Genomic DNA, 26,315 nt, shown 5'->3' on the forward strand with positions numbered 1-26,315 from the left:
TTGCTCTCCTTGCTAGGCGTCTACTATAATGGACAAATCATAGATTGCCGCCCACGCTTTTGTCCAATAAATCCTGATTATGTCCACTAAACCAGACGAATTGAACCAGCGCATCGGCGCCAGGGTGCGTCTCGAGCGGGAAAGCCTGGGCTGGTCGCTGACGGAGCTGGCGGCCCGCTCTGGCGTGTCGCGCGCGATGGTGCACAAGGTGGAGCGTGGCGATTGCAGCCCCACGGCCACCTTGCTGGCGCGCCTGTCGGGCGCCTTCGACCTGAGCATGTCCGAATTGATCGCCCGCGCCGAAATGCGCGCAGGGCGCTTGCTGCGCCAGGTCGACCAGCCCGTGTGGATCGACCCGCAGAGCGGCTATGTGCGGCGCCACGTGTCGCCCGCGTCCGACATGCCGCTCGACCTCGTGCATATTACCTTGCCGCCCGGCGCCGTGGTGGCCATGCCGGCCGCCGCCTACGCGTCGCGGCGGCAACTCATCTGGTCGCTCAGCGGCAGCCTCGTCTTCCTCGAAGGGGAGACCCGCCACGTGCTGGACGAGGGCGACTGCCTGGAACTGGGCCCGCCGGCCGACTGCGTGTTCAGGAATGAAACGGCCACGGCCTGCACCTACGCCGTGGCCGTATTGAAGGGCGTTTGACCTTAAGTCAGCGCCGCCGCGCGTAGCTGGGCGATGAAGGCGCGCGCGGCGGGCGCCTGTTCGTGGCGGCGGAAGGCCACGGCGATTTCCGAGCTGATCTGCGGCCCTTCCAGCTCGCGGAATACGACGCCGGGCAATTGCACGCTGGCCATCACCGAGTGGGGCACGATGGCGCAGCCCACGCCCAGCGACACTTCCGTCAGCACGGCCACCAGGCTGCCCGGGCGCGACACCACCTGGGCCGCAAAGCCGCCGCGCCGGCTCGCTTCCAGGGTTCCCAATTCCTGTTCCGGCACGATGAACGCCTGTTGCGCCAGCGCGGCCGGCCCCGCCACGCCGAGGCGGGCAAGCGGGCTGTCCGCTTGCACGGCCAGCACGAAGCGGTCGCGCAGCAAGACCACGCTGTCGAGTCCATCCGGCAAGTGCAGGGGCGGGCGCACGAACGCCAGGTCCACCCGGCCCTGGTCCAGCAAGCCGGGCAGGGCATCCATCGCGTATTCGCGCGCACCGATGTGGATGCCGGGGTGGCTGGCGCGAAAGCGGGCGAACTGGTCCTGCAGCACGCCTGAGTAGGCGGCCGAGGCCACATAGCCGACTTCCAGCCGTCCCAGCTCGCCCCGTCCCGCCCGCCGCGCCACTTCCTGCGCCTGCGCCAGCTGCCCCAGCGCGCGGGTGGCTTCGATGACGAACAATTCGCCGGCCGCCGTCAGGGCCACGGCGCGCTTGCTGCGCTGGAACAGGCGCGTGCCGAGCAAGCTTTCCGTTTCCTGCACCTGCTTGGTCAGCGCGGGCGGCGAAATGCCGAGTTCCGCGGCGGCACGCGCGAAGTGCAGGCTGTGCGCGACGGCCAGCACGCAGCGGAAATGCCGCAATTCCATGTCTTTTTCTGTATTCACCATGGGTGAATTATAAGGCGATCATCTTATAACAGGAAATAATACAAGCGTGCTTACAATCGGGGCATGAAGAATACCAACTGGACCTTATATACGTGCTCGGGCGTGTGCGCGCTGATCATGCTCGACACCAACGTGGTGGCCGTTTCCCTGCCGTCGATCGCCCGCTCGCTCAACGCCAACTTCGTCGACGTGGAATGGGTGGTCAGCGCCTACATGCTGGCGTTCGCCTCGTTCCTGTTGCCAGCCGGCAGCATCGCCGACCGTCTGGGACGGCGCAGGGTGATGCTGTTTGGCCTGGCTGTGTTCGCGCTGGCGTCCCTGCTGTGCGGCCTGGCGTGGACGCCGTTCGTGCTCAACGTGGCGCGCGCCGTCAAGGGACTCGGCGCCGCGCTGCTGCTCACCTCCGCGCTGGCCGTCATCGGCCACACGTTTCATGCGGAAAAGGAGCGGGCGCGCGCCTGGTCCGTGTGGGGCGCAGCCATGGGCGTGGCCATGACGGTGGCGCCGCTGCTGGGCGGCCTGATCACGAGCGCCATCAACTGGCGCTGGATTTTCTACCTGAACCTGCCCGTCGTGGCCATCTTGATGTGGCTGGTTAGCAGGCACGTGGATGAATCGAAGGATGCATCCAACGCCAGCTTCGACCCGGCTGGCGCGCTGCTGTTTTCCGCCGGCCTGTTCTGCATCATCTGGGGCTTGATCGACGCCAGCGTGGCGGGCTGGTCCAGCCGCGCCACCCTGCTGCGCTTCCTGGCGGGCGCGGCGCTGCTGCTGGTGTTCGTGCTGGCGGAGCGGCGCCAGCGCGCGCCCTTGGTCGATTTATCCCTGTTTGGCCGGCGCGTGTTCGTCGGCGCCGTGCTGGGCATGTTCGGCTACGCCATCGCCGCGCAAGTGATGATGACCTTTTTACCGCTGTATCTGCAGAACGCCTTCGGCTTTTCCGCCGTGCTGGCCGGCTGCGCCATGCTGCCGTTTGCCGTCGCCATGGTCGTGCTGTCGCGCCTGGCGCCGCGCGCCATGCATTACCTGGACGACCGCGGCATCCTCGTGACGGGGCTGCTGGTCGTCGCCGCGGGCAACGTGGCCACGGCCTTTGCCGCCGCCAGCCTGCAGTATGGCTGGGTGGCTGCCGGCATGGTCGTCACGGGGGCGGGGGCGGGATTGCTCAACGGCACCACGCAAAAGGCCATCCTCGCCTGCATCCCCCGCGAACGCACGGGCATGGGCTCCGGCATCAGCACCACCACGCGCTTCGTCGGCATCGTGCTGGCCGTGGGCGCGCTGGGCGCCGTGCTGGCCATGCGCACGGCCGCCTCGTTCGAGCAACTGGCGTGGCTGCACGGCTTGAAGGCTTCGCCGGAAATGATCGGGCGCATCGTCGCCGGCAACGCATCCGACGCCTTCGGCCAGCTGCCGCCCGCCCTGCAAGCCGTGGCGCAGGAAGCGGCGCGCCACGCCTTCATCGACGGCTTTGCCAGCGTGCTGTACCTGGCTGGCGGCCTCGCGGCCGTGGTGGCGGCGCTGGTCTTCGTGCTGGCAAGGCCGCTGGAAAAAGTGTAACTGTTCAGCAAGTTCTGCGTGCGCGGCCTCTGCTTGTAATATGATGCCATCAGGAAATACATGGCATTCATATAACTACCGCAGGTAATCACATGCGCAGAAAACGCATCATCATCACCAGCGTACTGGTGGCCGTCATCGGCGTGGCCGCTCCCCTGAGCCTGGCATTTTACCTGTCGTCCGTGCGGGCCGAGCAGGGCGAGCAGGAACGCCTGCGCCTGCTGGCCGGTTACGCGCTCGAGCGCGCCCACCGTTCGATCGCCTCGGCCAGCATGGCCCTGCGCAGCGCCGATGCGCTGGAGCTGGCGCCGTGTTCGGAAGCCCATGTCCAGCAATTGCGCCGCATCACCATCACCACGCGCAGCATTGACGATATCGGCTATGTGGAAAACGGCTTGCTCAAATGCACGTCCACGGGCATCGAGGAAGAGCGCATCGCCGTCACGCCCGCCGACTTTACCCTGGACAATGGCATGGGCCTCGATTTCGACCTGCGCCCCGTCGTCAGCGGCGGCAAGCGCATGGTGGGGCTGTCGTATCGCGCCTACAAGGTGCTGATCGATCCTGTGCGCTTTTCCGACGTCATCGTCGACAGCGACATCCAGATGGCCGTGGCCATCGGCAAGCGGGGCGTGCTCGACACCTTGCACCATCCGGACCCGGCGCTGGTGCAAGCCTTGCTGGCCGGCCAGCCGGCGGCGGCCGGCGCCGTGCCGGACGGCAGCATCCATGCCATGCTGTACCGCGATGGCTTGACGGCCGTCATGATCGAACCGCGCAGCAAGCTGAACGACAGGCTGCGGCGCGAGCAGCTGCTGCTCTTGCCGCTGGGCCTGCTGATGGCTGCCTTCCTCGTCGGCATCGTCGTGTGGCTGTCGCGCCGCCGTTTGTCGCTGATGGGAGAGTTGCGCATCGCCATCGACCGGCGCGAATTCTTTGTCCATTATCAACCGATCATTGCCCTCGACACGGGCGTGTGCGTGGGCGCCGAAGCGCTGATACGCTGGCGCCGTCCCGATGGCAGCATGATACGGCCCGACCTGTTCATCCCCGTGGCCGAGGAAGGCAATCTGATCTTGCCCATCACCGACCAGGTGATCGATTGCGTCATCGCCGACATGCGCGCCGCGCTGCTGGCCGACCGCGAATTGCACATCGCCATCAACCTGTGCGCCAGCGATATCGAAACGGGCCGCGTGCTCGACGTGCTGGAGCGGGCATTGGCCGGCACGGGCATCGAGGCGCAGCAGATCTGGCTGGAAGCGACGGAACGGGGCTTCATCAACGTGGAAGCGGCGCGCGCCACCATCGAAAAGGCCCGGGCGCGCGGCCATGCCGTGGCCATCGACGACTTCGGCACCGGCTATTCCAGCCTGTCGAGCCTGCAAAACCTGCCGCTCGACGCCTTGAAGATCGACAAATCGTTCGTCGACACCATCGGCACGGACGCGGCCACCAGCAGCGTCACGCCGCACATCATCGCCATGGCCCGCACCTTGAACATGCTGATCGTGGCAGAAGGCATCGAAACGCAGCAGCAAGCCGATTATTTGCTGGAACGCAAAGTCGAATTCGGCCAGGGCTGGCTGTTCGCCAAAGCGCTGCCGGCCGCGCAATTCCTTGCCTTTTATCAAACGCGCCGCACGCCGCCGTCCCCATGAAACCGCCACGCTTTCCCTATCCCTTGCAGCCGCTGCGCGTACCGGGCGGCTGGCACATCACCGTCAACACCCTGTTCGAAGTGGAGCCTGGCCCGGACACCATGGAATGGTTCAGCAGCGCATTGCTGCTGTGGGGCAGCTGCCGCGACAGCGGTTACTGCTTCAATTCGCACTTCGAGCCGGAAGACGATCCGCAGGGCGAATTCGTGCTGGAGATGGGCAAGGTGGCATACGACCGGGACGGCAAGATCGTGCAGGGCAGCGACGCCTTCCTGGGCGAGTTTCGCACGCGCAGCAAGGCGGCGTTTGTCGCGCGGGTCGAGCAATTCATGCAAGACCCGGCAGCTTGATCGCTACGGTTTGCGCGGCAAGACGGTGTCCTGTCCGCTTTGCTTGAGCACGGCGCTGGCGATCTTGCCCGCCGCATCGCGCGTAAACGCCAGTTCCGCATCGATGGCGCGGAAGAAGAATTGGTCTTTCGCGCTGGCAAACAAGGGGGCGGATCCCATGCCCGTGCCGGCCGCTTCCAGACCTTGCTTGCCCAGGCTCACCGTCAAGGTGAAATCCTTGTCCAATGGATACTCGCCTACATACTCGGCGAGTGCGGCGCGCGGCACGTCGATGGCCGCTTGCGGCTTTTTCAACGGCGGCAGGGGCGTGCCGGGCAGCAAGGTGGACAAGCCCAGTGCATCGACGTCGCGCGCCGTATTCGTCAGCACCACCACGCCCCGCTTGCCGTCCGTCGTGAACGCCGCATAGCTGCTGTAGCCGCCCGTCTGGCCGCTGTGCCAGGCGTAGGCCTGGCCCTGTCGCTGTTCCAGCAGCCAGGACAGGCCGATTTTCGTGTCGTCGCCGGACGCCACCGGACGCTGCGGCTGGATCGCCAGTGCATACGGGCGCAGCGGCTTGAACATATATGCCTGCAGGTAGGCGACCATGTCGCGCGCGCTGGAATACACGCCGCCGGCCGGCGCCACCACATTCAAATCCCAGGCGGGCGTGGCTTCGCCCGACAGCAGATGGCCGGGCGCCAGGCGCGCCAGCATGCCGTGCGTGGGCTTGTTCGAGGTGGAACGCATGCCGAGCGGCACGGCGATGCGCTTTTGCAGCAGCGCTTCATAGCTGGTGCCGGCCTGGGCCGCCAGGGCCGTGCCCAGCACGGCGTAGCCGATGTTCGAGTAGTCAAAGGCCGTGCCTGGCGCGCGCGGCAGGTGGTAGGCGGCGAGAAACTGCCGCTGCTTCGCTTCCGTGTAATCGGCATACGGATTGGCCGGGTCCTTGGGCGCGAAGTTGTCGGGCAGGCGCGGCAGCGAGGAATAATGCGTGGCCAGGTCGAGCAGGCTGATCGTTTTTCCATCGAAGGCAGGCACGGTATAGCCCGGCAACAAGGCCGCCACGGGCTCGTCGAGCTTGACCTTGCCATCGACGACGGCGTTGGCCAGCAGCAAGGCCGTCATGGTCTTGGTGACGGAACCGATCTGGTAAACGGTGTCGGCGCCAGGCTTGGCGCTCTTGCCTGTCTGGCTGCTGCCAAAACCATACACGGCGCTGTCCTTGCCTTCGATCACGGCGATGACGATGCTGGCGTGCAAGCCCGTGCGCGTGAGTTCTTCCGCGCGCTGGCGCACGGCGTCGTCCAGCGCGGGGGCGGCCAGTGCAGCGCTGCCGGCGAGGCAAAGGGGGAGGAGGGCGAAAGTGGGTGTCATGGGTAACCTTGTCCAGAGTGGATCGAAGGCACGCCGGCGCATGGGGAAGGTGGCTGGCATGCCTGGTGAAGGATACGGGCCCAACATGAAGGTTGCCTGAGTTTTATGTTTGCCGGTATGGCAAGGCTTGCGTTTGCTCAATGTTCAGCCATCGGCGCTTCCAGCAGGCACGCCAGCTGCGCGCGCATGTCGGCAGACATGCATTGCAGCAATTCACCGCGCCGGCGCGCATCGGCGCGTTTCTTCGATGGCACGTCGGCCAGGTCGGGCGCCCGGTAGGGCGCGCAGGGCAAGTGATAATTACCGTCGCGCATGCGCAAGGCATGCAATTCCTGCCACGCCAGGTCGTAATCGGCGGCGATATGGCGCCGGCGCCGCGCATTCAGGGCGATGCGGTTGTCATTGCTTATCAAAAACAGGTTATTGCAGGCAAAAAAATCGCCGAAATCGCGCAGGGCCGTCACCATCAGGTTTTTCGGGCGGCAACCGTGCAGCGCCCGCGTGGCCGCCTTCACGGCTTGCGCGCCCGCTTCCGAGCGCAAGCCTTGCAGCGCGCCCAGTTGCAGGGACACGCCATCGGCGCGCGGCAGGAACAGGAAGCTGGCCAGGTAGAACGGCTGGCCGTCGCGCGTCAGGCGCAGGCACAGTTCGCCTTCGCGGTAGCTGTCGTGGATGGCCGTCAGCTGCAAGCGGTACAGCGCCCCATCCTTGCCTTCGAACGCGGCCAGCACCACGGGCTGGCGCGCGGCCCGCTCGACCAGGGCGCGCGCCCCCGCTTGCCACAGGAAACGGTAATGCCCTTCCAGCAAGGCCAGTCTGTCCGCGCAACCGAGCCGGCGCGACGCGTAAGGGCGGTAAATCTTGAAGCGCAAGCAAGGATGCAGCTGCGCCAGCGAATTCAGGCCGGGCATGCTGCCCAGGAAAGCTTGCCAGCGCGTGCGCTGGCGGGGAAAGAAGAGGGCGCCCAGCGCCGCTTTCAAGCGGTGGCCGCTGGCGGGGTGTGGCACGGCGGCGCCGTGGTGCAGGGGTAAAGCGATGTCATTCATGATTCAGCCGGAAAAGGGCAGGCGCTGCACAATGAGAGCCTTGCCAATCTGAATGCTACGCGGGCCAGGTGAATTTCCTATTAAGAAGCCACGCAAGCGGGCTTTAGAGGATGGCAACTAAACATTTGCCTTCTGGCAATATGGACGGTTATGCTCGCGGCACCTTCACTCCTGGACTGATGCCGCTCATGAATCACCGCCCATTGCTTGCCATTCCCATGCTCGTTGCCGCCCTGGCCGCCCAGGCGCAAGACCGCACGGCCGATCCCCTGGGGCCGTTGGCGCAATGCATCAACCGCAGCGAGTTCCAGTTCCGGCAGCAGGACCGCTTGCCCGCGCACGTGACGACGCGCAGCGTCAAGCTGGCGACGGGAGAGGGGCAGGTATCGACGGCCGATGGCTATCGGCTGATGCTGTTCCGCAAGGGTAGCTTGCCCCTGGTGAACCTGAAAATCGAACGCAGCGCCGCAGGCAGGTTTGCCGCCGACCGCGACACCATCGTGGCGCAGATGCAGCAGATGGCCGCCAACAGCAAGGCGCCCCAATTGGTGTCGCTGGAAACGGACACGCGCCAGGGCGTGGAAGTGCTAGGATTGAACAATCCCAATGTCACGCAATCGGCGGGCATCATCAGTTTATACACCTTGCTGCATGCCGCCAGCGGGACGGTCGCCACCGCCTATCTGCTCAACCAGCCGGCGGACAAACGGGAATTCGCGACGGATGCGCAGTACCAGGCCTTGCGCGACCAGTTCATCAGCTCGCTGGCCGCTTGCATGGCCGATCCCGCGCCGTAAGGCAGGCGCACACAGGCACAGGCAGGCCAGGAAAGGAGATCACCGCCATGAAAAAAGCAGAGCCAAATACGCAGTCCCAGGATGGCGCGGTGAGCGCCGAGTCCGCTACTCGCCTGATCGACGCGAAAATCGCCGCGCTGGCCGACTGGCGCGGCAAGACGCTGGCCACGGTGCGCGCACTGATACGCCAGGCGGACCCGGACGTGGTCGAGGAAGTCAAATGGCGCGGCGTGCCCGTCTGGTCCCACGCGGGCATGATTTGCACGGGCGAAACCTATAAACTGGCCGTGAAACTCACCTTCGCCAAGGGCGCCGCCTTGCCCGATCCGGCCGGCCTGTTCAATGCCAGTCTGGACGGCAACACGCGCCGGGCCATCGACCTGCACGAAGGCGCGCACCTCGATACGGCAGCATTCAAGGCGCTGATACGCGCCGCCGTGGCGCTGAATACGACACCGAAACCCAAACGGACTCCGACTTGAGACATTATCTGTATCTGTGGCACGATCCGGCCGAGCGCATGCTGGTCGCTTCCGGCATCGAATTCAAGGATTTTCTTCCCACCCTGGGCGAGTCCGGCGGCATCGTGCTGCGCAAGGGCAGCGCCGGGACGGCCAGGAAGCCGGCCGGCTACCAGACCCTGGCGCGGCAACAGTTGCCGGCCCTGGCCGGGGAAGACCTGCACGCCTGCGGCAGCCATGCCTGGGCCGACTGGCGGGGCGCGGCGCCGGCGCCCCAGGATGGGGACGTGGCCGCGGCGCTGGCCTATCACGCCGCCGCGTCGCGGCGCACGGGGCTGGCCGCCTTGCAAAACCGCTTCCTCGCCTTTGCCCACGACGACGGCTGGTACCTGAAACTGTTGTATGCGGCCTGGGACGATGCAGCGGCTGTTCTCGCCGGCGCCATCCCGCCAGCGCTGGGCACGCTCGATCTGGATGCGCTACGCCAGGGGGACGACGGTTACTGGCTGCAAGACGGCACGCTCGAAGTGGAATTGAAAACCCACGATATCGACAGCGTGCTGAACCGCCGTTTATGACCTGTGAGCGCACCGCCTGAGAATGGTGGAAATGTTGAACTGAGATAGATAAGGGAGAATGGTTTGGAGCAGGTTTGGATATTTTGCGGAGCGGGATCGCGATTTCCTGCGGGAGTCTTTACGGATAAAGATGCGGCCCTGGATTGGATTTTACGGCATCAGTTATCTGGCGTCCTGAGTGCCTATCCCTTGAATGCCGGCGTATACGATTGGGCCGTACTGCAAGGTCATTTCACGCCGACCAGCGAGCATCAGCGTACGCCAGGCTTTGTTCAGAAATTTACTTCGGCATCTCAAGAACACTACCATGTTGAAAATGGGGTATTGGATTAATGTCATGGTCTGGTGGTGAGGTCAACATGAGAAGGCCCGCCGCTTTGGCGTTGTGAAAAATTATGAGTAAGGTAGGCGATGAGATTTGATATAAAAATTACCTCGGGAAAAGAAGTCAGGCGCGCCTGCTTTTCTGAGAGTGGCCTGATCTATTTTGGCGGGGCCTCTGGCGAAACTGGAGCATGGCAAATCGACATGAATCGACTGGAGGAATATCTCGATACAGCGTTGCAGGAGGTCAACTGCGGCGATTCCATCGAGACCTTTGTGCTCGGCTTTGAAATCGCCGATCTGGCGAAATGGGGAGATTTCTTTACTTCGATGAACGAGTATGCAAGCTACCGGCCAAAGATGAAAATGGTTATTTCAGTTGTCCAGTTCAACTGGCCTGAGGTCAAGGATCTTGCCCCGCGCGAGCAATTCAAAAGATTGCAGGAATCGCTGCAAGAGGCGATTCTGCGTATTGCCGCGATGAAGCGCAAACCGAAGAACTTTGACGTCCACGCCTTTGCCGCAGCCGTGGCCCGGGCGCTCGAGCAGTTCCCAAGTCGGCAAATACTTGTCGATAGTCAGTAATTATTCACCGTATGCGCTTGCCCAGCCGCATGAGCATCTGGCAAAGGCAATTGCAGATGTTAACGTAGCGCCCCTAGTCTTACCGCCGTTTTCCCTCGTTCAGGGTATCGCTTGCTGGCCAGCGCCAGCAGCGGCGCGCCGACCGGCGTCAGGGTGAAATGCAGTGCATACTCGCCTCCGTCGGCCGTCATCGGGCAGGCGAAATAATGGGGGCAAGCCTTGATAGCTGGCGATGCCCTTCCTGGGGCAGTGGTAGATATCCCGTTCCACATGTGGAGGGGGTCAAACCCGACGTTGCTCCTTGCTCTCGGTGAGCAGGGCCAGCCTGGCCGCCATGCCGGCATTGTCGCGCAGCAAGCCGTCGCGCTCCTGCGCCAATGCTTCCATTTTCTGCTGCGATAGTTGTCCGTTTTCCGCCAGCATGTCGAGCTGGCGGTCTTGCGCGGCCAGCGCCACCTTGGCGTCGTTCAGCGCCAGCAAGGCCGTGTCGAGCTTGGCCAGCAGGGCGTCGGCGGAGGCGGCCGCCTGCAGATATTGAAATTCGAACTGGTCGCGCTCGGGGCGCACGGTAGCCAGGGCTTCGCGGTCTGCCGCGGCCTGGGCCGCCAGCGTCGCTTGCTCCGCCTGCAGCTGCGCCAGGCGCATGTCTTGCTGCACCAGCGTGGCTTGCTGGCCTTGCAGGCGCTGCTGCAACTGGGCGTTGTCCTGTTCCAGCCGACTGATCCGTTGCTGCGCCTGGGCCCGTTCCTCGCTGCGTTGGGCGGCCGCCGCTTCCTGGTAATGGTCGAACTGCGAACGCACCTGCGCCAGCTGGCGGTTCAGGGCGGCGATTTCCTCGCCCCGGTCGGCCAGGCGCTGCGTCAAGCCCGCGTTATCGCTGTGCAAGGTGGCCAGGGTGACGGCGCGGAAATGGTGTTCTTCCTTCAATTGCGCCAGCGCGTGCTGCGTGGCGCGCAATTCCTGGGTGAGGGCGGCGCGCGCCTCCGTCAGTTTCAAGCGTTCCGTTTCCGTCTTCTTCAGTTGCGCCAAAGCCGCATCGAGTTCGGCGCGGTTTTCCCGCATGCTCGTTTCCAGCTGCTGCGCCACGTCGCGCTGCTGCTTGTCGTACACGCCGCGCATCGCTTCCATCAGTTCGGCCGGCAAGCCTGATTCCGTTTTCACGGCGCCCACGCCCTGGAACTCTTCCTTCCAGCGTTTCAGCAGGGGAGCGATGGTGCTCTTGCTGCCCGTGCTGCCCAGCGCTTCGCGCACGCTGTCGACCGTGGGATTACGCCCGTCGGCAGCGACGATTTGGGCTGCTTTCATAACATCAGAGTACAGAATGCCGGTGCGGGCCATGAAATCACCTATGAGCGAAATTTAGTAACGTATTACATGATACGTAATATTTCATAATATTACGATATAAATTTTGATCGTTTTTAGAAAATATATATCGCGATAAGATCGCTTATCGCGGGTTATGGGGGTGGTTTGCATGGTATTCTGCGTATTTCCCAGTACACCAGCCCGATTTCAGCGATTCCATGCCCGATTTGCCCCTTTCGAAACGCCGTGTCGCCGCGCCCAAAAGCGCCGCCCTGGCTCCTGTGTCGTTACGCGGCGCCCTGATCGATGCCGAGCTGGCCGCGCGCCACCAGGCGTTTCTTGCCGCCGCCACGTCCGACAACACGCGCCGCACCTACCGTTCCGCCATCCGCCACTTCCAGGCCTGGGGCGGGGCGCTGCCCGCCGACGAGTCCACCGTCATCCGCTACCTGCTGGCGTATGCGGACAGCCTGAACGCCCGCACCCTGGCCCTGCGCCTGACGGCCCTGTCGCAATGGCATGTGTACCAGGGCTTTGCCGACCCGGCATCCACGCCCACCGTGCGCAAGACCCTGGCCGGCATCGCCCGCCTGCACGGCAAGCCGAAGAAAAAGGCCAAAGCCCTGCCGCTGGAAGACCTGGAGCTGATCGTCGCCAGGCTGGCCGCGCTGGGCAGCGTCAAGGCCTTGCGCGACAGCGCCTTGCTGCAGCTGGGATTTTTTGGCGGTTTCCGGCGCAGCGAACTGGCGGGATTGACTTTCGAAGACGTGAGCTGGGAGCCGCAGGGCATGGTGATCACCTTGTCCCGCTCAAAAACGGATCAGCTGGGGGAGGGCATCGTCAAGGCGATCCCGTTCGGCGACGGCGTCTGCTGCCCGGCCACGGCCTTGCGCGCCTGGCTGGCCGCAGCGCACATCCGCACGGGGCCGCTGTTGCGCCCCGTCAATCAATGGGGCCATGTCAGCGCGAAAGCGCTGCACGCGAGCAGCATCAACACGATCCTGGCAGGCTGCGCCAGGCTGGCCGAACTCGATTACGTGCCGGAATTGTCCAGCCATAGCCTGCGCCGCGGCATGGCCACCAGCGCCCACCGGGCAGGCGCCGATTTCCAGGCCATCAAGCGCCAGGGCGGCTGGCGCCACGACGGTACCGTGCATGGCTATATAGAAGAAGCGGGACGTTTTGAAGAGAATGCGGCGGGAAGTTTATTGAAGGCGAAGAAGAGGCCGGCGGGGTGAGGGCGCCCGGCAAGATCTTGCAGCGGCCGGTCAACGGATGCCCATGCGGGCGCAGCGCCCTGGGGGATTAAGCAGGGGCTACGTCGACACGCTCAATTTCCAGCTCGGTGGCGGAGCTTAATTGCGCCGCAATGAGAGAGCTCATATCCACGTCCGCACCGCCATCGGATACGTCCGCGCAGGTATCGATAATTAGCTGAAAACAGTTGTCGCGCATCTCCCGCGTGTCCAGATCCGGCGGCGGAGGCGCCAACAGAGCGATTTCCAGTCCAAGCGCGAAGGCGCGATACGCCGGATATTCCTCGTATTTCCCTTCCTCGTCAGGCGAAAATCTGATACCCAGTGCCGCAGCCAGAACGACAACCGTGGCTTCGAAGGGCAGCGTTGGCCGAATGTTCAGACAAGCCGTAAAGTAGCTTCCACTTTGACAATTGCGCATGCAACCTCTGGTATAAATTTAAAATAGATGATCTATTGTCATGTCACGTATGGACGCCCGCTCCTGGCCGGCTGAAGCCACTTCAAATGCCATACTTGTTGTGAACAGCGGCCTTAAGCTCAGCCTGCGGTAAGCCTCCTCGCCGCCAAAACTCAAAAAAATACTCCAATGTTTCGGCAGAAGCGCCAATATCCATAGGATGCAAGACGCAGATGGCAGTTCTTATTTTCAAAACGTCGGGCTCGTCCGATTGATCGCGCCCTTCAATTGCCCGCCAGAGGCGTACACGCTCAGCAATGACTTCCTCAGCCATTGCCGCGCCGGTGACGTATCGATTCGCCACAGCTGCGGCTGATTTAGCAGCCTCAGGCAATTGTGAAGTCACTCTTCCTATCGCCTCAATCATGAATCGCTGAGCTAAAAATTGTTCCGCAGGGTCATCCAGGTCCACCGCAGATGCGATAGCATCAAAAAGTCTCTTATTCAACATTTGCATTAAGTTTCGGTGATTGCTCTGGGCCGCTTCAGGTCGGCTGCGGTCGCTGGCGACTATCGCCCCATTGCGGACCTTTATTTGACATCATGTCCCTGGGAGATTTCGGCGCAATAATGTTGCTCAAACTCCGCGCGGCTGGAGACACTCCCCCATAGCGTCGAAATGTAGTGGAATTCAAGTTCGAACGGCTCTTCGAAAGCGCTTACGTCTGTCGCGTATTCGCAATTCCGACTCAGCATTCCTAGCCAATTTGGGTATCCCAATTTCGGATAGAGCGGTGTCAGCTTCATGTCGATTGTCCAGATCGTTTCTTTGCCTTGGAGATAAGCATTCCTGAGCTCTACAATATATTTTCCCGCCGCCAGCTGGTCATCGAGCCGCTCAGAACCTAGATATCGCTCAATGATCACTTCTACCAACGGCAGCACCTCATCAAGTCCTCTTGCACTTGCCAGCAAGATTATCTCTAAGTCATCGTCCTCTTCGTCCAAGTCCAGGCGCTCCACTGCCCAATCGACACATGCGGCACACACAGCACCGTTGACAAAGCCATGACGCAGTTTGAAATACAGGGTTTCGAGTTGAGTAATACTCTTCATGTTACCTTTGGATCTCAACATTTTTAGGCGAGAAAAACGGCTGCTTTTGGCTGAATCCTGGCCGATAGCGGACGGCCAGAGTGACTCAGTGTATGGCATTGTTGCTCTTTTAAAAAGTAGAAGACAGGAAAGTGATTTTACGAGGCGTTCTTGGACAATGCTTTGATGAAATGAATGCGCTCGCTGACGGGATCGCCAAAGTGTTCCACAAGCCGGATCTGGTATCCATTGCGGATCAGCAAGCGCAGCATGGCGGGATAGCGGTTCATCGATTTTACGGTGATGGCCGCAAAGCCGTGCTCGCTGGCCCAGGCTTCCTGGGTTTCCAGCAGCCGCTGCGCCAGGCCTGTCTTGCGGTGCGCGGGCAGCACGCCGCCGAGCCAGCTATACAAGGAGCCATCCTCGGCGGCATAGCCCAGCTTACAGCCGACGGGCTGGCCGTCCGCTTGCGCGATCAGCACCAGCGCGCAGGCAGGCAGGCGCTCCTGCAGCTGCGCCAGGCTGCGCCGCTGGTCGAACTCTGGGATGGCCTGCAGCACCTGCCAGGCTTCCTCGATGTTGCCAATACGGATCATGCGGCCGCTTGTTCCCGCTGGGCCGGGCGGATGATCATGCAGGTGGCCGTCGCGTGCGCATACACCTTACCGGCTTCGTCGCGGATCGTGCCTTCGGAAATGACCAGGTTGCGTCCCGCATTGATGACCTTTCCTTCCGCGTAGACCGTCACGTTGAAGGGCAGGGGGCGGCACATCTTGATGTTCAGGTCCGTCGTGCCGTAGCTTTCGCCGGCCGGCAAGACCGTGTGCGTGGCGCAACCCGTGACCGTGTCGAGCACGGTGGCGGCAAAACCGCCGTGCACGCCGCCCATGGGATTGGTGTGGTTTTCATTCGCCGTCGCCGTGAAGATGACCCTGCCGTGCTCGATCGTGTGGGCGTCCATGGGCATGGTCTTGGAAATGCCGGGCCGGGGAAACAGGCCTTGCGCGAAAGCTTGCATCAGTTGCAAGCCGGTCATGTCGTTGGGGTGCATGGTAACTCCTGTGGGGTGAGGGTTGGGTTAAACGTCTTGCCGATTAAACGTCTTGCTGGAAACGCAGGCGCGAGGCATGCAGCAGGAAGCGGGCGACGACGGCCAGTTCTTCCTCGCTGAAACCTTGCTTCAGTTGTTCATTCAGGCTGTCGAGCAGGGGCAGGGCGGCGGCCAGCACCTCGCCGCCTTTGGGCGACATGTGCAGCGTGCCGGCGCGCGCGTCGAGCGCCGACTGGCCGCGCACGATGAGGCCGTTTTCTTCCATGCGCGTCACGAGGCCCGTGACGGCCGAGTTTTTCAGCTGCAGCGCCCGCCCCAGATCCTTCAATTGGCAGCCTTCCTCGCCCTTCAGGGCAAACAAGGCGACCACTTGCGTGCCGGAAAACCCCAGTTCGCTGGTAAACACGGCATCGGCCGAGCGGAACAGGTTCTGGCGCGCCAGGTTGAGCAGATTGAACAGGCGCGGCGAACGCTCGCCCAGCGGGCAGGCGGCGGCATCGGGTACGTCTGGGGTGGGGGAGGTATTGGTACGCATGCGAAGTATACTACTACGTATGCGTAATAAATCAAGCGTGAATTTTCAGTCGCGCTGGTGGCGCCCGACATAGCGTGCGCGTGGCCGTATCAGAACCGCGCTGTCTGCCTGCTCGATGGCATGGGCGATCCAGCCGGCCGAGCGGGCCAGCGCAAACACGCTCATGCCCGCGCCCTCGGGCCAGCCGAACGCCAGTTCCATGGCCGCCAGCGCCAGGTCGGCATTCGGTTTTACTTCGAGCAACTCGGCCGCCGTGGCGCACGCGGCCAGGATGGCGTGCAGCTGCGGGGACCCGTGCGACATCACGGACAGGATTTCCAGCAGATACGCGGCGCGCGGGTCGCCGTGCGGGTACAGCGGGTGGCCGAAACCGGCGAATTCCGGCGCGATGGCTGTGTAAAAGGTAGCGATGGCAGCCCTGGCATCGGGCGCGGCCAGCGCCTGCGTCAACATGCACCTGGCTGCCGCGCTGCCGCCGCCATGCTTGTTTCCGGACAAGGCTGCCAAGCCCGCACCCAGCGCGGCCGGCAGGCTGGCGCCCGTCGAGGCGACGCAACGCACGGCAAACGTCGACGCATTCAATTCATGGTCGGCCAGCAGCACGAGGACGGCGCGCAGCAATTCAGACTGCTGCGCATCGGCTTGCCACGCCTGGGCCAGTTGCCGGTGCAGCGGCAAGGCGGACGGCGCCGTTTGCAGCAGGGCGGCGGCCAGGATGCGCATCACGGCGGGGCCGGATTGCAGCGAGTGCGGCATGTCCGCTGTCGTCAGCATGGCCATGGCAAGCATGGCGCGTGCCAGCGGCGGCGCGTCCGGCGCGCTGGCCAGCTTTGGCGGCTGGGCAGGCGCGTCTTGCTGAAAATAGTTACTCGCACCATCGTCCCACAGCAGGCTGGCGGTCATTTCCAGCGTCGCGTGCCGCGCCAGCGCCGCCGCATCGCAGCCGCGGTACAGCAAGCGGCCATCGAGGATGTGGGAAATGCGCGTCTCCAGCACGGGCAAGCCCCAGTGCATGGCGGCCACGGCCGTCTGGCCGCCCCGCTTGGCGTCATTTTTACGGGCCGCCAGGCGCAGCACGTCTTCCTGCGGATAGCGCTTGCGGCGCGACGCACCGTTGCTGACGGAAGCGAGCAAGCCCCGGCTCACATAGGAATACAGGGTGGGCAGGCTGACGCCCAGCAGGCGCGCCGCGTCAAGGGCGGACAGATCGTTGTTCATGGCGGCCATTGTAGCGTTTGTCACTTTATATTGATTCATGGAATCAAGATTGACGGGCCGGGCCACGCGTCACTAGACTCATGCCTTTCCAGGAGTTTCCATGAGCACCTTTGCCATACGCACCCTGCGCCCGGAGGACGCCGCGCCCTTGCTGGCCTTCGAGCAAGCCAACCGGGCATGGTTCGAGCGCCATATCGACCGGCGTCCGGACGCTTTTTACAGCATCGACGGCATCCACGCGCACGTCGCGCAATTCCTGGACGAGCACGCACAGGGGCGCATGCACCCCTGCGTCATCGTGGACGAACACGGACAATTGATCGGGCGCGCCAACCTCAAGGACATTGACCGGGAGCAAGGCATAGCCGAAGTCGGCTACCGCATCGGGGAACAGCAGGCGGGCAAGGGGCTGGCCACGGCCGCGCTGCAGTACCTGATTGCCCTGGCGCAAGACGAATGGCGGCTGGCCAGCCTGTGCGCTTACGCCATCGATGGCAACGGGGCGTCGATCCGCGTGCTGGAACGCTGCGGTTTCGCGCAGGGAATGGCTGTGCCTGATATTGCCATCGTGGAAGGCAACGTCGTCGATGGCCACCGGTTTGCGCTGGAATTGCGGGCGGCTGGGGTAGACTCTGCCCTATGATAAATATGCAAAGTTGCCAGATATGAATCAAGAAACCTCAAAACGCATCGTCGTCATCGGCGCCGGCATCGTCGGCGCGTCGCTCGCCTACCACCTGGCCAGCAAGGGGGCGAAAGTTACCGTCGTCGAGGCGGGCGGCACCGCTTCCGGCGTGACGGGCACCTCGTTTGCCTGGATTAACGCGTCCTGCGCGGGGATGGACCCCATCGCGGCCCTGCGCGGCGGCGCCATCGCCGCCTGGCGCCGGCTGGAAACGCAGGTACCCGGCTTGGCGGTGCGCTGGCATGGCGCCTTGTCGTACGGCACGCAGGATGGGCGCGTTTCTCCCTCGTGCATGGCGATCGACCGCACCCGCATCGCCCAGCTGGAACCGCAGCTGCGGCAGCCGCCGGAACAGGCGCTGTACGAGCCGGAGCAGGGCGCCCTCGACGCCGTCGCCGCGACGCACGCTTTGCTGGCAGCGGCCCGGGCCCTCGGTGCGACGGTCCGCACGCACACGCCCGTGCTGGACTTTGCCGTCCAGGACGGGAAGGTGAGGGGCGTGGAAACGGCCGCTGGCCTCATCGATGCGGACGTGATCGTGTTGGCGGCAGGCACCGCCACTGCCGCGCTGGCGGAGCAGCTGGGCACCAGCCTGCCCATCCACGCCTCACCCGCCATCTTCCTGCGCTACCAGGCGCCGCCCGGCGTGGTGCGCGGCATTATTTCCAGCCATGCCATGGAAGTGCGGCAAGACGAAGACGGCGCCATGCTGGCGGCGGAAGATTACGTGGACGACGCGCCGGAAAACCAGCCGGCCGCCATGGCGCAGCGCGTGGCCGGCGCGATCCGCAGTGAACTTGAGGGCGCCGAGGCCATCGCGCCGGAATTTGCCTGCATCGGCCTGCGCCCCATGCCCGTCGATGGCGTGCCCATCATCGGCTATTTGCCGCAGGTCGAAGGCGCGTACGTGTGCGCCATGCATCCGGGCGTCGTGCTGGCAGGCATCGTGGGTCAGCTTGCCAGCGGGGAAATTGTTGACGGCCAGCCAGCGTCAGCCCTGGAAGCTTGCCGGCCCGCACGTTTTCAGGCGTAAATGGAGTGAAGACCCGGCGCCGCGCCGATTCCTACGGCACGGGCACGACAAATACGGGCAGGATGAACGGCGGCGCCTCTTGCGCATCGCCTTCCTCCGACGGCGCCTGCATAACATCCTCGTTGCGCCAGTCCCCGTTCACCACGCGGTCGGCGATCAGAGATAAATCCTGCGTTTCGCGCACCTCGCGGCGAAACGGCAGCCGGCCATGCGAGCGCGACACCAGGCTGAAGCGCAACTGGCGGCACTGCACATCGTGCCAGCAATAGAACAACATTTCCTCGCCAGCGAGCGCGTCGCTGCGTGCCGCGATCAATTCCTCGATGAATGCAACGATATCGGCCGCATGAATCTGCGGCGTTTCCTCATCCGTGGGCGAAAAGCTCCACATGTTCTCCATCGCTTCGCGGTTGATGTCGTCGGCATCAATGAACACCTCATCGTCTTGCGCCATTTCCAGCCATGCATTGACTGTCCTGCAATTCATCATGTCGTCATGCATCCCATGTTTTAAAAGCCGTCCATACCGAGCGCCATGCGCCATGCGGAAGTTTGGCCTGCATGGAAAGTGACAGTCCGCCGTCGCCCATACGATCGCCTGGCTTCCATTGTTTATTCTTCAGATTAAGTGCCCGTGCTCTTCCCATGTCGACAGTTTTCATGTCTTTGATGTCATAGCCGACTTCCAATACGGGATGCAGCACTTCTCCATTAGCTGTCAAATATAAAGTATCGACATGGACCTTGGGTTTGTCAAAACGTTCGTAAAGCCTTGTTGCAGCGGATTTAAAACCCTGGCCAATGGCGATGCTGATGGTCGTTGGACCATTGCAGCCCAGAAGCGCGGCAAGCGCCCAATAATCATGATCAGCAGTGACAAGCCTGGCCAAACAGCGTTCTATCCATGCCAATTCATCAGTTCTGAATTCTTTCCAGTATGGAGCAAACGAATTCTGCAGGTAGCCGACTTCGTGCAGCGCGCCGACCAGGTTAATCTGCTTGTCCACGCAGCCAATATCGTGCAACAGATGGGCTGCAGCTGCGGCGACTGCATACTCGCCTTTGGCCATGGCCTTATCTTCGAGTTTTTTCAGTTTGGTGTTAATACTCATTATTTTCCTGGTGCGGACAATACCGCGCTCGTTGTGATTGCTGGCGTCTCTCGGAAGCGGGGACTGCGTTGATCGTCGTCGCGTGGCCCGCATTGGCGCAAGCTTGAGCGAACGCGACTAAAGATACGCCGGTCGCCAACGCTCCATGCCTTCCTCTTCATCATGCCATTCTTTTTTATCAATAAACCATTGCTGGTTTTTAAGACCAAATGTATATCTGTATCTATTCTTGAATCCCGAAGTCTGCTGCGTGGAAATGACAGCTTTACTTCCTGAGATGCATGAATTTAAAAATATTTCGGTGGGTGAGTATTCAGGAGGATCGCTGCAGAGCAATGACATCTGGCGACCTTGTTTTCTTTCTTTTTTGGTGCAAAAGCAATCAAAAATAGCATCAAGATCCTGCTTCATTTTTTCTTTGAGAGTAATCAGCCCTTTCTCTCGCACCTCGGGGTAGTAATGAAGTTCCCAACCATTCATGGCCAGAATAAAATCCTTCAATACATTTTCCACATCAACTATTTCAATACTCATCATTTCCCTTGGCTAGCAAATGTCGCTAGTGTCAATAAAGATGCCAGCGCCCGTCATTTTATGCTGCCATCTTTGATCATTCAAGTTCAGACCATTCAGGATTGTGCCACACCTCGGCATTTAACTCTGCTTCCTTGTCGCACCGGATCAGCACCCAGGAACTCGCCATTAAAAACATCCACATTTCTACATGGACTTGCATGCACTCACCCCCGCGGCCCATCCAGCAACAACTCCGCCAATCTGGTCGTCAGCCAGAAACTCGTCTCGCTGAGTTTCTTTCCATGTATCGATAGCCGCCGCACGGGCAGGCGCGACAAGGCCAGGGGACTTCCTGAGTTGTGGCTTCCCGCTGATTCACAGCAAAATTCTCGGCTGAATCGGGCTTGCGATGACTGCGACTGCAAAGCGTACTCCGTCGAAAAGTAATTCTTGAATTCAGGCCTGGGAAGTACATCAATGCTCAGCTCAGCTTCACCCGACTGCGGATTGCGGATAGACCATTCTAAAACCATGATGCTGAGATTGCATTTTAATGCATAATCCTTGATGGAAATTCTCCTGAGTCAGATCATCCACAATGCAGTGCAAGTTAACACCAGGTGGTTGAACGATCAATGTCAGTTGATAACTTAGGATTTCCGCATTCTCCGCGGAGTAATACGTTTTCATTGCCTTGTTTTTTACATATGCTCCGGCTTTTCTCAATGCTTCATTAATCAGGTATGTTATATTATCGTCCAGCGTCACATCCAAATTGTCAGGACCATTATATTTGCATAGTATTGAAATTGGAAATTCCACCGCTATTTCAACTTTTCTTGCATGGTCGCAGTCTATTTTCATTATTTCATGTCCTGCTGGAAATTTAATTTTAAATAACTTTGGTTAATATCAATGGCTTGAATAAAATGCTACAACTCAAAGGCTGGCGCCGACTCAAGATGCTGCGCGGCAGGGAATGCCTGTACCCGATAGCGCACTGGATAGCAATCGACTTCCTGCATCAGTTCACCGCAGATGGCCAATGCATTATTCCATGCCAGCATCTTGGTGGTGCTTTCGCCGCCGGCATCGTCAAGCTCCACCATGGCCACTACATCAGTGCGCGGCAGCAGCGTGTTGACACCGCGGGTCCAGCTTGCCGCAGATGTAACGCGCTGGCCATCTTTTGACTTTATCAACATGCAAGTGGCCACGAAAATATCCTCTCCAATGCTGTCGTTGACCCGATCCCACTGCTCTTTCTGCAGCTCGTAGTGATGTGCGCGCATTAACTGTTGAAAGTGCGCCAAGGCTCCGGCCACGGCCGCGTCCGATGGCTGGAACACGACGATTTTTCCCTGTTCAATGCGATACATGGTGGCCGAGACCAGGCGTCCCTCGTCCTGCACCAGCTGGTCGGCCAGGGAGATCATGCGCAATTGCCCCGCTACATTATGTGACGATGCCAGCAGGAAACGTCCACGCGAGGGAATCATCGCCAGCGGTTCGGCGTCTTTGCAGACGCGACTCAGCAAGTCAGGCAGCAGCAGGCGCGATGAATCATAGTCGTCCTGCCATTCGCCCATCAGCAGTCCATCGCCCAGATCCGTAAAGCTGTACGGCGTGCATTCGCGCAGATTGTCCATGGCCGCCGTCAGCGCTGCATCGAACGTCACGCCCCATTGCGCCAAGACGGCCTGGCCGACGATTGCCATGTGCGAGTCTGTGTTGTAGGCCAGCATGATGATCGTATCGTCGTCCAGTGAGCGGTAGGCATCGTTCACTTGCTGGCGCTCTGGCTGGGCCAGCGCCACCAGGCGCAAGTAGTCGCCTTGTGCCCGGCTGCGTACCACCGGCATCAGGCAGGGTTTGGCTTCGGCAAAGCTGGCAGGCAGGCCGGGCACGACCATGCTGGCCAGATAGTTTTGCAGCACTTGCGCACGCATCTTGCGCGGCGCGGCGCAATAATCGTGATAGGCATTATCCAGATTGAAGATATGCTGACTGTTTTCACCCATTAGAATGCGAAACTGCTCCGCATCGTAAATCAATTTCTGTACCTGGCCGTCGGCGCGCGCTTGGCGCATGACTAGGGAGGCAAAAGAATCTGGTGAGGGACGCGTTCGGAAAAAATCGAGTAGATTCATGGAATTTTTAATTGAAAGATAAAAAGATCATGGCGGATTATAATCGTGATTAACAATGATTGTAATGCGCACTGTTCTTTCAATAAACGGGATAAATTCAAATTATATTGTCATGACCAAGGCCAGTGAATTTGTCGATCAATAGTGACTTTGTTGCACAAATAAACTCAGTGACTGCTTAAAAACTTCGTAGCAACTTTCCAGCCAAAGCATCTTTGATGTTTTGGGGCGAGTGGCGATGTGGACGCAAGTCTATCGGGTGCTTGCGCTTCCAATGTTCTGTATTAACTACATGACCTCACCCCCGCGGCCCATCCGCCAGCAACTCCGCCAGCCTCGTCGTCAGCCACAAACTCGTCTCGCTGAGTTTCTTGCCGTGGATCGATAAGCGCCGCACGGGCAAGCGCGACAAGGCCAGCGCAGGGCAGGGCACTTCCTGCAGATATCCCTTGTAGTTGTCGTAATTGGCAATATTCAGGGGCAGAATCGCCCAGCCCAGCTCGTCCGCGACCATTTCCGCGATGCTGTAGAAACTGTCGGAAAACCAGACGGCGGGGCTGAACGCGTGTTCGCGGTTCAGTTCTGAATCCATGATCAGCTGGCGGTAGCGGGTCAGCTCGTTGCGGCTCACTTCCTGGCCGTGGGCCATCGCGTGGCCCTTGGCCACGAACACGCCTTGCGCCACGCTGCCGATGTGCTGCTGTTCCAGCACAGGGGAAATGGGGCCGCGGTCGAAGTGGAAGGCCACATCCGCTTGCTGCTGCTCCACGTATTGCGCCACTTCCGACGCCGTGGCGTTGAGCATCACCAGTTCCAGCGCCGGGTAGCGCGCCGCCAATTCCTTCACCAGGGTGCTGATGGCCAGGTAGGGCAGGGCTTCGTCCAGGGCCAGGGTCAGCTGCGCTTCCGGCGCCTCGCTCAGCAACTGGGCGCGCAACTGCAGCCGCTCAGCCTGGCGCAGCAGTTCGCACGCTTCCAGGTGCATCACCTTGCCCGCTTCCGTCAGCACGGCGCTGCGGCGCGAACGGTCGAACAGTTCCACGCCGAATTCCGCTTCCAGCAAGCCGATCGAGGTGCTGACCACCGATTGCGCGCGGCCCAGCCGGCGCGCCGCACCCGAAAAAGAGCCGGCCGCGACGGCCGCCTCGAAGTAGCGCATTTGTTCCAAAGTCCATTGCATGGCATCCACCTATCTGTTTTACAGATGGATTTTAACTTGAATGCCATTCAAGAGCGACATAAAATGCATTTATATTTTCAACAACACGAGATCCGCCATGAAAAACGCTCAAGCCCATACCCCCGTCATCAGCTTCAGCTGGTGTCACGACGCCACCGCCGAAGATGCGCTGTGCCAGCTCTACCTCGATAACGTCAGCGCCGACTACATCTCCCATTCGGAGCTGCAGGGCGAGCGTGCCGATGCGCCCGGCAACTGGCGCGCGGACTTGCCTGAGGTCATACGCGGCGAAATCCGCGCCGCCCTGTCGCACGACTGGGCGCATGGCGATTCGACCCTGCTGGCCGTCGCCACGTCTGGCGAGGCCATCGTCGGCATGGCCTTGGTTTCCATCGACACGCGCCAGCGCGCCTCGAAATCGTTCGCCGCGCTGGACGACCTGGTCCTGCTGCCTTCCGTGCGCGGCAGCGGCATCGGCAGCCAACTGGTGGAGTGGGTAGCGAGCGAATTGCGCAACCACGGCATCGCCCGCCTGTTCCTCGAATGCGGCGCGCACAACCTGACGGCGCAGACCTTCTTCCAGGGACGCGGCTTCAAGCAAGTCTCCGTCGTCATGCTGCGCGAACTCGACGCGCCGGAAGTGAAGGCCGCCGTGGATGACAAGGATGGCGACCGTGGCTGACGCCCGCCGCCCCCGACCAGCCCAGGCCCGTGGCAGCCTGGAACGTAAATATTTGCGCAGCACCAAATTCATCCATACCGATAGTTGTTAAAAGTTACACTAAAATCCATGAGTTGTTTATGCATCCAATGAAAAAATGGCTGACGCTGGCCATCGTCTCCAGCGCCTTGTTCCTCATCGTGGTCGATATGACCGTGCTCTACACCGCCTTGCCCGCGCTGACGCGCGACTTGCAGGCCACTTCCTCGCAAAAACTGTGGATCATCAACGTGTACGCGCTGGTCGTCTCAGGCTTGTTGCCCGGCCTCGGCACCCTCGGTGACCGCTTGAGCCACAAACCCGTTTTCCTCGCCGGCCTGGCCGTGTTCGGCGTCGCCTCGCTGTGCGCCGCGTTTTCGCCCGCGCCGGAGTGGCTGATCTTTGCCCGCGTGCTGCTGGCCATCGGCGCCGCGCTGATGATGCCGGCCACCTTGTCCATCATCCGCCTGACCTTTACGGATAACCGCGAGCGCTCGTTCGCCATCGGCGTGTGGGCGGCCATCGCCTCGGGCGGCGCCGCATTCGGCCCCGTGCTGGGCGGTTTCCTGATGGAACACTACTGGTGGGGTTCCGTCTTCCTGATCAACGTACCCATCGTCCTGCTGACCCTGGTGCTGGCTGCCGTCGTCCTGCCGAAGCGGGCCGGTAACCGCGACAAGCCGTGGGACTTGAAGGGTTCGCTGCAAGTCATGATGGGCCTGCTTGGTGGCGTGTATGCGATCAAGGAACTGGGCAAGTCGCAGCCGTCGTACGCGCTGGCCGCCGCCTCGTTCGCCGTGGGCGCCTTCTTCATGCTGAAGTTCGTGCGCCGCCAGAAGCGGCAAGCCCGGCCGCTGATCGACTTCGCCCTGTTCCGCGAACTGCCGTTTTCCAGCGCCGTGGCCGCCGCCATGGTGGCGTCCGCCGCCCTGATCGGCATGGAACTGGCGCTGAGCCAGCACATGCAGCTGGTGCGCGAATTGTCGCCGCTGGAGGCGGGCTTGCTGCTGTTGCCGCTGCCGCTGGCGTCCGTGTTTGCCGGCCCGCTGACGGGTTTCATGCTGCCGCGCGCCGACAAGGCCAAGGTCTTGTGGGGTTCGTTGTTGCTGTCCGGCATAGGCATGGCATCGTATCTGCTGCTGCATGACGCCGCCGTCTCGGCCCAAGTAGCCAGCCTGGTGATCCTGGGCCTGGGCCTGGGTGCCGTCATGACGGCCGCGTCCAGCGCCGTGATGCTGAACGTGGCCCCGCAACAGGCCGGCATGGCCGCCTCGATCGAGGAAGTGTCGTATGAACTGGGCGCCGTGATCGGCGTGACCGTGCTGGGCACCATCTTGTCGGCCGTCTACAGCGCCACGCTGGTGATCCCGGAAAGCGCGGGCCTGCTGCCGAATGCCCATGACACGCTCGACGCGGCGCTGCTGGCCGCCGAGCAATTGCCGGCCGAACTGGGCTTGCAAGTGTCGGAACTGGCCCGCTCGGCCTTCGACAAGGCGTTCATTGTCGTGCTGGCCACGGCTTCCGCCATCCTGATGGCGGCCGCTGCCACCATCCGCCACCTGCACCTGCGGGCGCGCCGCGCCGCCTGATTACCCCCTTGGGGGGCAGGGAAAATGCTGGCGCCGCCATGAGTGGCGGCGCCAAGAGGATTCAGTTTTGGACGACCGGTCAGACGCACAGCAGTAGCGTCAGACACAAACTAATAGATTTGACACGAGTGAGCCTGGCGGCCATGCTTTGGGAACGGCCGCAGCCAGAAGTGGACCGTGACCTATCAAGTTAAAATATGGAAATTCATTTCAAGAATAAA

30 protein-coding genes are annotated in these 26,315 nt (G+C 61.6%); 13 read left to right on the forward strand and 17 right to left on the reverse strand.

All coding sequences use genetic code 11. From position 1 onward, the window contains the following. Positions 1–79 precede the first annotated feature (79 nt). Positions 80–649 carry an XRE family transcriptional regulator gene (locus O3301_RS02665; RefSeq protein WP_305055449.1) on the forward strand — a complete coding sequence of 190 codons (570 nt, stop codon included), beginning with the start codon at positions 80–82 and terminating at the stop codon, positions 647–649. A 2-nt stretch (positions 650–651) separates the two neighbouring features. On the opposite strand, the gene O3301_RS02670 is transcribed toward O3301_RS02665, so the two are convergent. Further along, positions 652–1,527, reverse strand: a complete 876-nt coding sequence (locus O3301_RS02670; RefSeq protein ID WP_305055450.1) for a LysR family transcriptional regulator — start codon at positions 1,525–1,527, stop codon at positions 652–654. Between the two features lie 84 nt (positions 1,528–1,611). On the opposite strand from O3301_RS02670, the gene O3301_RS02675 reads away from it, so the two are divergent. The 3 genes from O3301_RS02675 to O3301_RS02685 all read left to right on the forward strand — a co-directional run bounded on the left by O3301_RS02675 (position 1,612) and on the right by O3301_RS02685 (position 5,119). Next, entirely contained in the window at positions 1,612–3,108 is a 1,497-nt protein-coding gene (locus O3301_RS02675; RefSeq protein WP_369812163.1) for an MFS transporter, read from the forward strand. A gap of 92 nt (positions 3,109–3,200) precedes the next feature. Beyond that, the gene (locus tag O3301_RS02680; protein WP_305055451.1) at positions 3,201–4,769 is read left to right on the forward strand and encodes an EAL domain-containing protein; all 1,569 of its coding nucleotides are present in this window, start codon (positions 3,201–3,203) and stop codon (positions 4,767–4,769) included. Then, positions 4,766–5,119 carry a hypothetical protein gene (locus O3301_RS02685; protein ID WP_289914959.1) on the forward strand — a complete coding sequence of 118 codons (354 nt, stop codon included), beginning with the start codon at positions 4,766–4,768 and terminating at the stop codon, positions 5,117–5,119. Before O3301_RS02680 ends, O3301_RS02685 begins: the two co-directional genes overlap by 4 nt. Before the next feature lie 3 nt (positions 5,120–5,122). Here O3301_RS02685 and O3301_RS02690 read toward each other — a convergent pair whose 3' ends face one another. Continuing rightward, on the reverse strand, positions 5,123–6,475 hold the full coding sequence (locus O3301_RS02690; RefSeq protein WP_305055452.1) for a serine hydrolase: 1,353 nt from the start codon (positions 6,473–6,475) through the stop codon (positions 5,123–5,125). A gap of 137 nt (positions 6,476–6,612) precedes the next feature. Then, positions 6,613–7,521 carry a DUF535 family protein gene (locus tag O3301_RS02695; protein ID WP_289905011.1) on the reverse strand — a complete coding sequence of 303 codons (909 nt, stop codon included), beginning with the start codon at positions 7,519–7,521 and terminating at the stop codon, positions 6,613–6,615. A 188-nt stretch (positions 7,522–7,709) separates the two neighbouring features. Between O3301_RS02695 and O3301_RS02700 the strand changes: the two genes are divergently transcribed. From O3301_RS02700 to O3301_RS02715, 4 genes are all read left to right on the forward strand, one after another. Beyond that, positions 7,710–8,318 (forward strand): hypothetical protein, encoded by a 609-nt coding sequence (locus tag O3301_RS02700; protein ID WP_305055453.1) that lies wholly within the window; start codon positions 7,710–7,712, stop codon positions 8,316–8,318. 47 nt (positions 8,319–8,365) lie between these two features. Further along, complete coding sequence (locus O3301_RS02705; protein ID WP_305055454.1) at positions 8,366–8,800, forward strand: DUF1801 domain-containing protein; 435 nt, start codon at positions 8,366–8,368, stop codon at positions 8,798–8,800. Beyond that, positions 8,797–9,357, forward strand: a complete 561-nt coding sequence (locus O3301_RS02710; RefSeq protein ID WP_305055455.1) for a hypothetical protein — start codon at positions 8,797–8,799, stop codon at positions 9,355–9,357. Before O3301_RS02705 ends, O3301_RS02710 begins: the two co-directional genes overlap by 4 nt. A 411-nt stretch (positions 9,358–9,768) precedes the next feature. Beyond that, the gene (locus tag O3301_RS02715; protein ID WP_305055456.1) at positions 9,769–10,266 is read left to right on the forward strand and encodes a hypothetical protein; all 498 of its coding nucleotides are present in this window, start codon (positions 9,769–9,771) and stop codon (positions 10,264–10,266) included. Positions 10,267–10,548: 282 nt separating this feature from the next. Here the strand turns inward: O3301_RS02715 and O3301_RS02720 are convergent, their stop codons facing one another. Next, positions 10,549–11,571 (reverse strand): DNA-binding protein, encoded by a 1,023-nt coding sequence (locus O3301_RS02720; protein WP_305055457.1) that lies wholly within the window; start codon positions 11,569–11,571, stop codon positions 10,549–10,551. Between the two features lie 284 nt (positions 11,572–11,855). Between O3301_RS02720 and O3301_RS02725 the strand changes: the two genes are divergently transcribed. After that, entirely contained in the window at positions 11,856–12,812 is a 957-nt protein-coding gene (locus O3301_RS02725) for a site-specific integrase (RefSeq protein ID WP_305055458.1), read from the forward strand. Between the two features lie 67 nt (positions 12,813–12,879). Here O3301_RS02725 and O3301_RS02730 read toward each other — a convergent pair whose 3' ends face one another. From O3301_RS02730 to O3301_RS02760, 7 genes are all read right to left on the reverse strand, one after another. Then, on the reverse strand, positions 12,880–13,251 hold the full coding sequence (locus O3301_RS02730) for a hypothetical protein (RefSeq protein WP_289914942.1): 372 nt from the start codon (positions 13,249–13,251) through the stop codon (positions 12,880–12,882). Positions 13,252–13,333: 82 nt separating this feature from the next. Then, entirely contained in the window at positions 13,334–13,747 is a 414-nt protein-coding gene (locus O3301_RS02735) for a hypothetical protein (RefSeq protein WP_305055459.1), read from the reverse strand. A gap of 74 nt (positions 13,748–13,821) precedes the next feature. Then, complete coding sequence (locus tag O3301_RS02740) at positions 13,822–14,346, reverse strand: hypothetical protein (RefSeq protein ID WP_305055460.1); 525 nt, start codon at positions 14,344–14,346, stop codon at positions 13,822–13,824. Positions 14,347–14,483: 137 nt separating this feature from the next. Beyond that, complete coding sequence (locus O3301_RS02745; RefSeq protein WP_305055461.1) at positions 14,484–14,921, reverse strand: GNAT family N-acetyltransferase; 438 nt, start codon at positions 14,919–14,921, stop codon at positions 14,484–14,486. After that, positions 14,918–15,376, reverse strand: a complete 459-nt coding sequence (locus O3301_RS02750) for a PaaI family thioesterase (protein WP_099668007.1) — start codon at positions 15,374–15,376, stop codon at positions 14,918–14,920. Before O3301_RS02750 ends, O3301_RS02745 begins: the two co-directional genes overlap by 4 nt. 43 nt (positions 15,377–15,419) lie before the next feature. Beyond that, on the reverse strand, positions 15,420–15,911 hold the full coding sequence (locus tag O3301_RS02755; RefSeq protein WP_289909908.1) for a MarR family winged helix-turn-helix transcriptional regulator: 492 nt from the start codon (positions 15,909–15,911) through the stop codon (positions 15,420–15,422). Positions 15,912–15,956: 45 nt separating this feature from the next. Further along, positions 15,957–17,153, reverse strand: coding sequence for a citrate synthase (locus O3301_RS02760; protein ID WP_305055462.1), 1,197 nt, complete (start codon positions 17,151–17,153; stop codon positions 15,957–15,959). Between the two features lie 76 nt (positions 17,154–17,229). Between O3301_RS02760 and O3301_RS02765 the strand changes: the two genes are divergently transcribed. Both O3301_RS02765 and O3301_RS02770 read left to right on the forward strand, forming a co-directional pair. Next, positions 17,230–17,772 carry a GNAT family N-acetyltransferase gene (locus O3301_RS02765; protein WP_305055463.1) on the forward strand — a complete coding sequence of 181 codons (543 nt, stop codon included), beginning with the start codon at positions 17,230–17,232 and terminating at the stop codon, positions 17,770–17,772. A gap of 22 nt (positions 17,773–17,794) precedes the next feature. Next, positions 17,795–18,847, forward strand: a complete 1,053-nt coding sequence (locus O3301_RS02770) for an FAD-binding oxidoreductase (protein ID WP_305055464.1) — start codon at positions 17,795–17,797, stop codon at positions 18,845–18,847. 31 nt (positions 18,848–18,878) lie between these two features. Here O3301_RS02770 and O3301_RS02775 read toward each other — a convergent pair whose 3' ends face one another. From O3301_RS02775 to O3301_RS02800, 6 genes are all read right to left on the reverse strand, one after another. Further along, positions 18,879–19,337: a hypothetical protein gene (locus O3301_RS02775; RefSeq protein ID WP_305055465.1), complete on the reverse strand. Its 459-nt coding sequence runs from the start codon at positions 19,335–19,337 to the stop codon at positions 18,879–18,881. Between the two features lie 4 nt (positions 19,338–19,341). Beyond that, entirely contained in the window at positions 19,342–19,959 is a 618-nt protein-coding gene (locus O3301_RS02780) for a hypothetical protein (protein WP_305055466.1), read from the reverse strand. Between the two features lie 117 nt (positions 19,960–20,076). After that, positions 20,077–20,496 carry an NTF2 fold immunity protein gene (locus O3301_RS02785; protein WP_305055467.1) on the reverse strand — a complete coding sequence of 140 codons (420 nt, stop codon included), beginning with the start codon at positions 20,494–20,496 and terminating at the stop codon, positions 20,077–20,079. A 471-nt stretch (positions 20,497–20,967) separates the two neighbouring features. Further along, on the reverse strand, positions 20,968–21,339 hold the full coding sequence (locus tag O3301_RS02790; protein WP_305055468.1) for a hypothetical protein: 372 nt from the start codon (positions 21,337–21,339) through the stop codon (positions 20,968–20,970). Positions 21,340–21,407: 68 nt separating this feature from the next. Continuing rightward, on the reverse strand, positions 21,408–22,625 hold the full coding sequence (locus O3301_RS02795; protein ID WP_305055469.1) for a hypothetical protein: 1,218 nt from the start codon (positions 22,623–22,625) through the stop codon (positions 21,408–21,410). Between the two features lie 298 nt (positions 22,626–22,923). Beyond that, positions 22,924–23,805, reverse strand: coding sequence for a LysR family transcriptional regulator (locus tag O3301_RS02800; protein ID WP_152280983.1), 882 nt, complete (start codon positions 23,803–23,805; stop codon positions 22,924–22,926). A gap of 97 nt (positions 23,806–23,902) precedes the next feature. On the opposite strand from O3301_RS02800, the gene O3301_RS02805 reads away from it, so the two are divergent. Together O3301_RS02805 and O3301_RS02810 are read left to right on the forward strand one after the other, a co-directional pair. Next, positions 23,903–24,487, forward strand: a complete 585-nt coding sequence (locus O3301_RS02805) for a GNAT family N-acetyltransferase (RefSeq protein WP_305055470.1) — start codon at positions 23,903–23,905, stop codon at positions 24,485–24,487. Between the two features lie 128 nt (positions 24,488–24,615). After that, positions 24,616–26,094: an MFS transporter gene (locus O3301_RS02810; protein WP_289905585.1), complete on the forward strand. Its 1,479-nt coding sequence runs from the start codon at positions 24,616–24,618 to the stop codon at positions 26,092–26,094. Positions 26,095–26,315 lie beyond the last annotated feature (221 nt).

Origin of the sequence: Janthinobacterium sp. SUN211 (assembly GCF_030587315.1) — a bacterium.
Taxonomy (GTDB): Bacteria; Pseudomonadota; Gammaproteobacteria; order Burkholderiales; family Burkholderiaceae_D; genus Janthinobacterium; species Janthinobacterium kumbetense.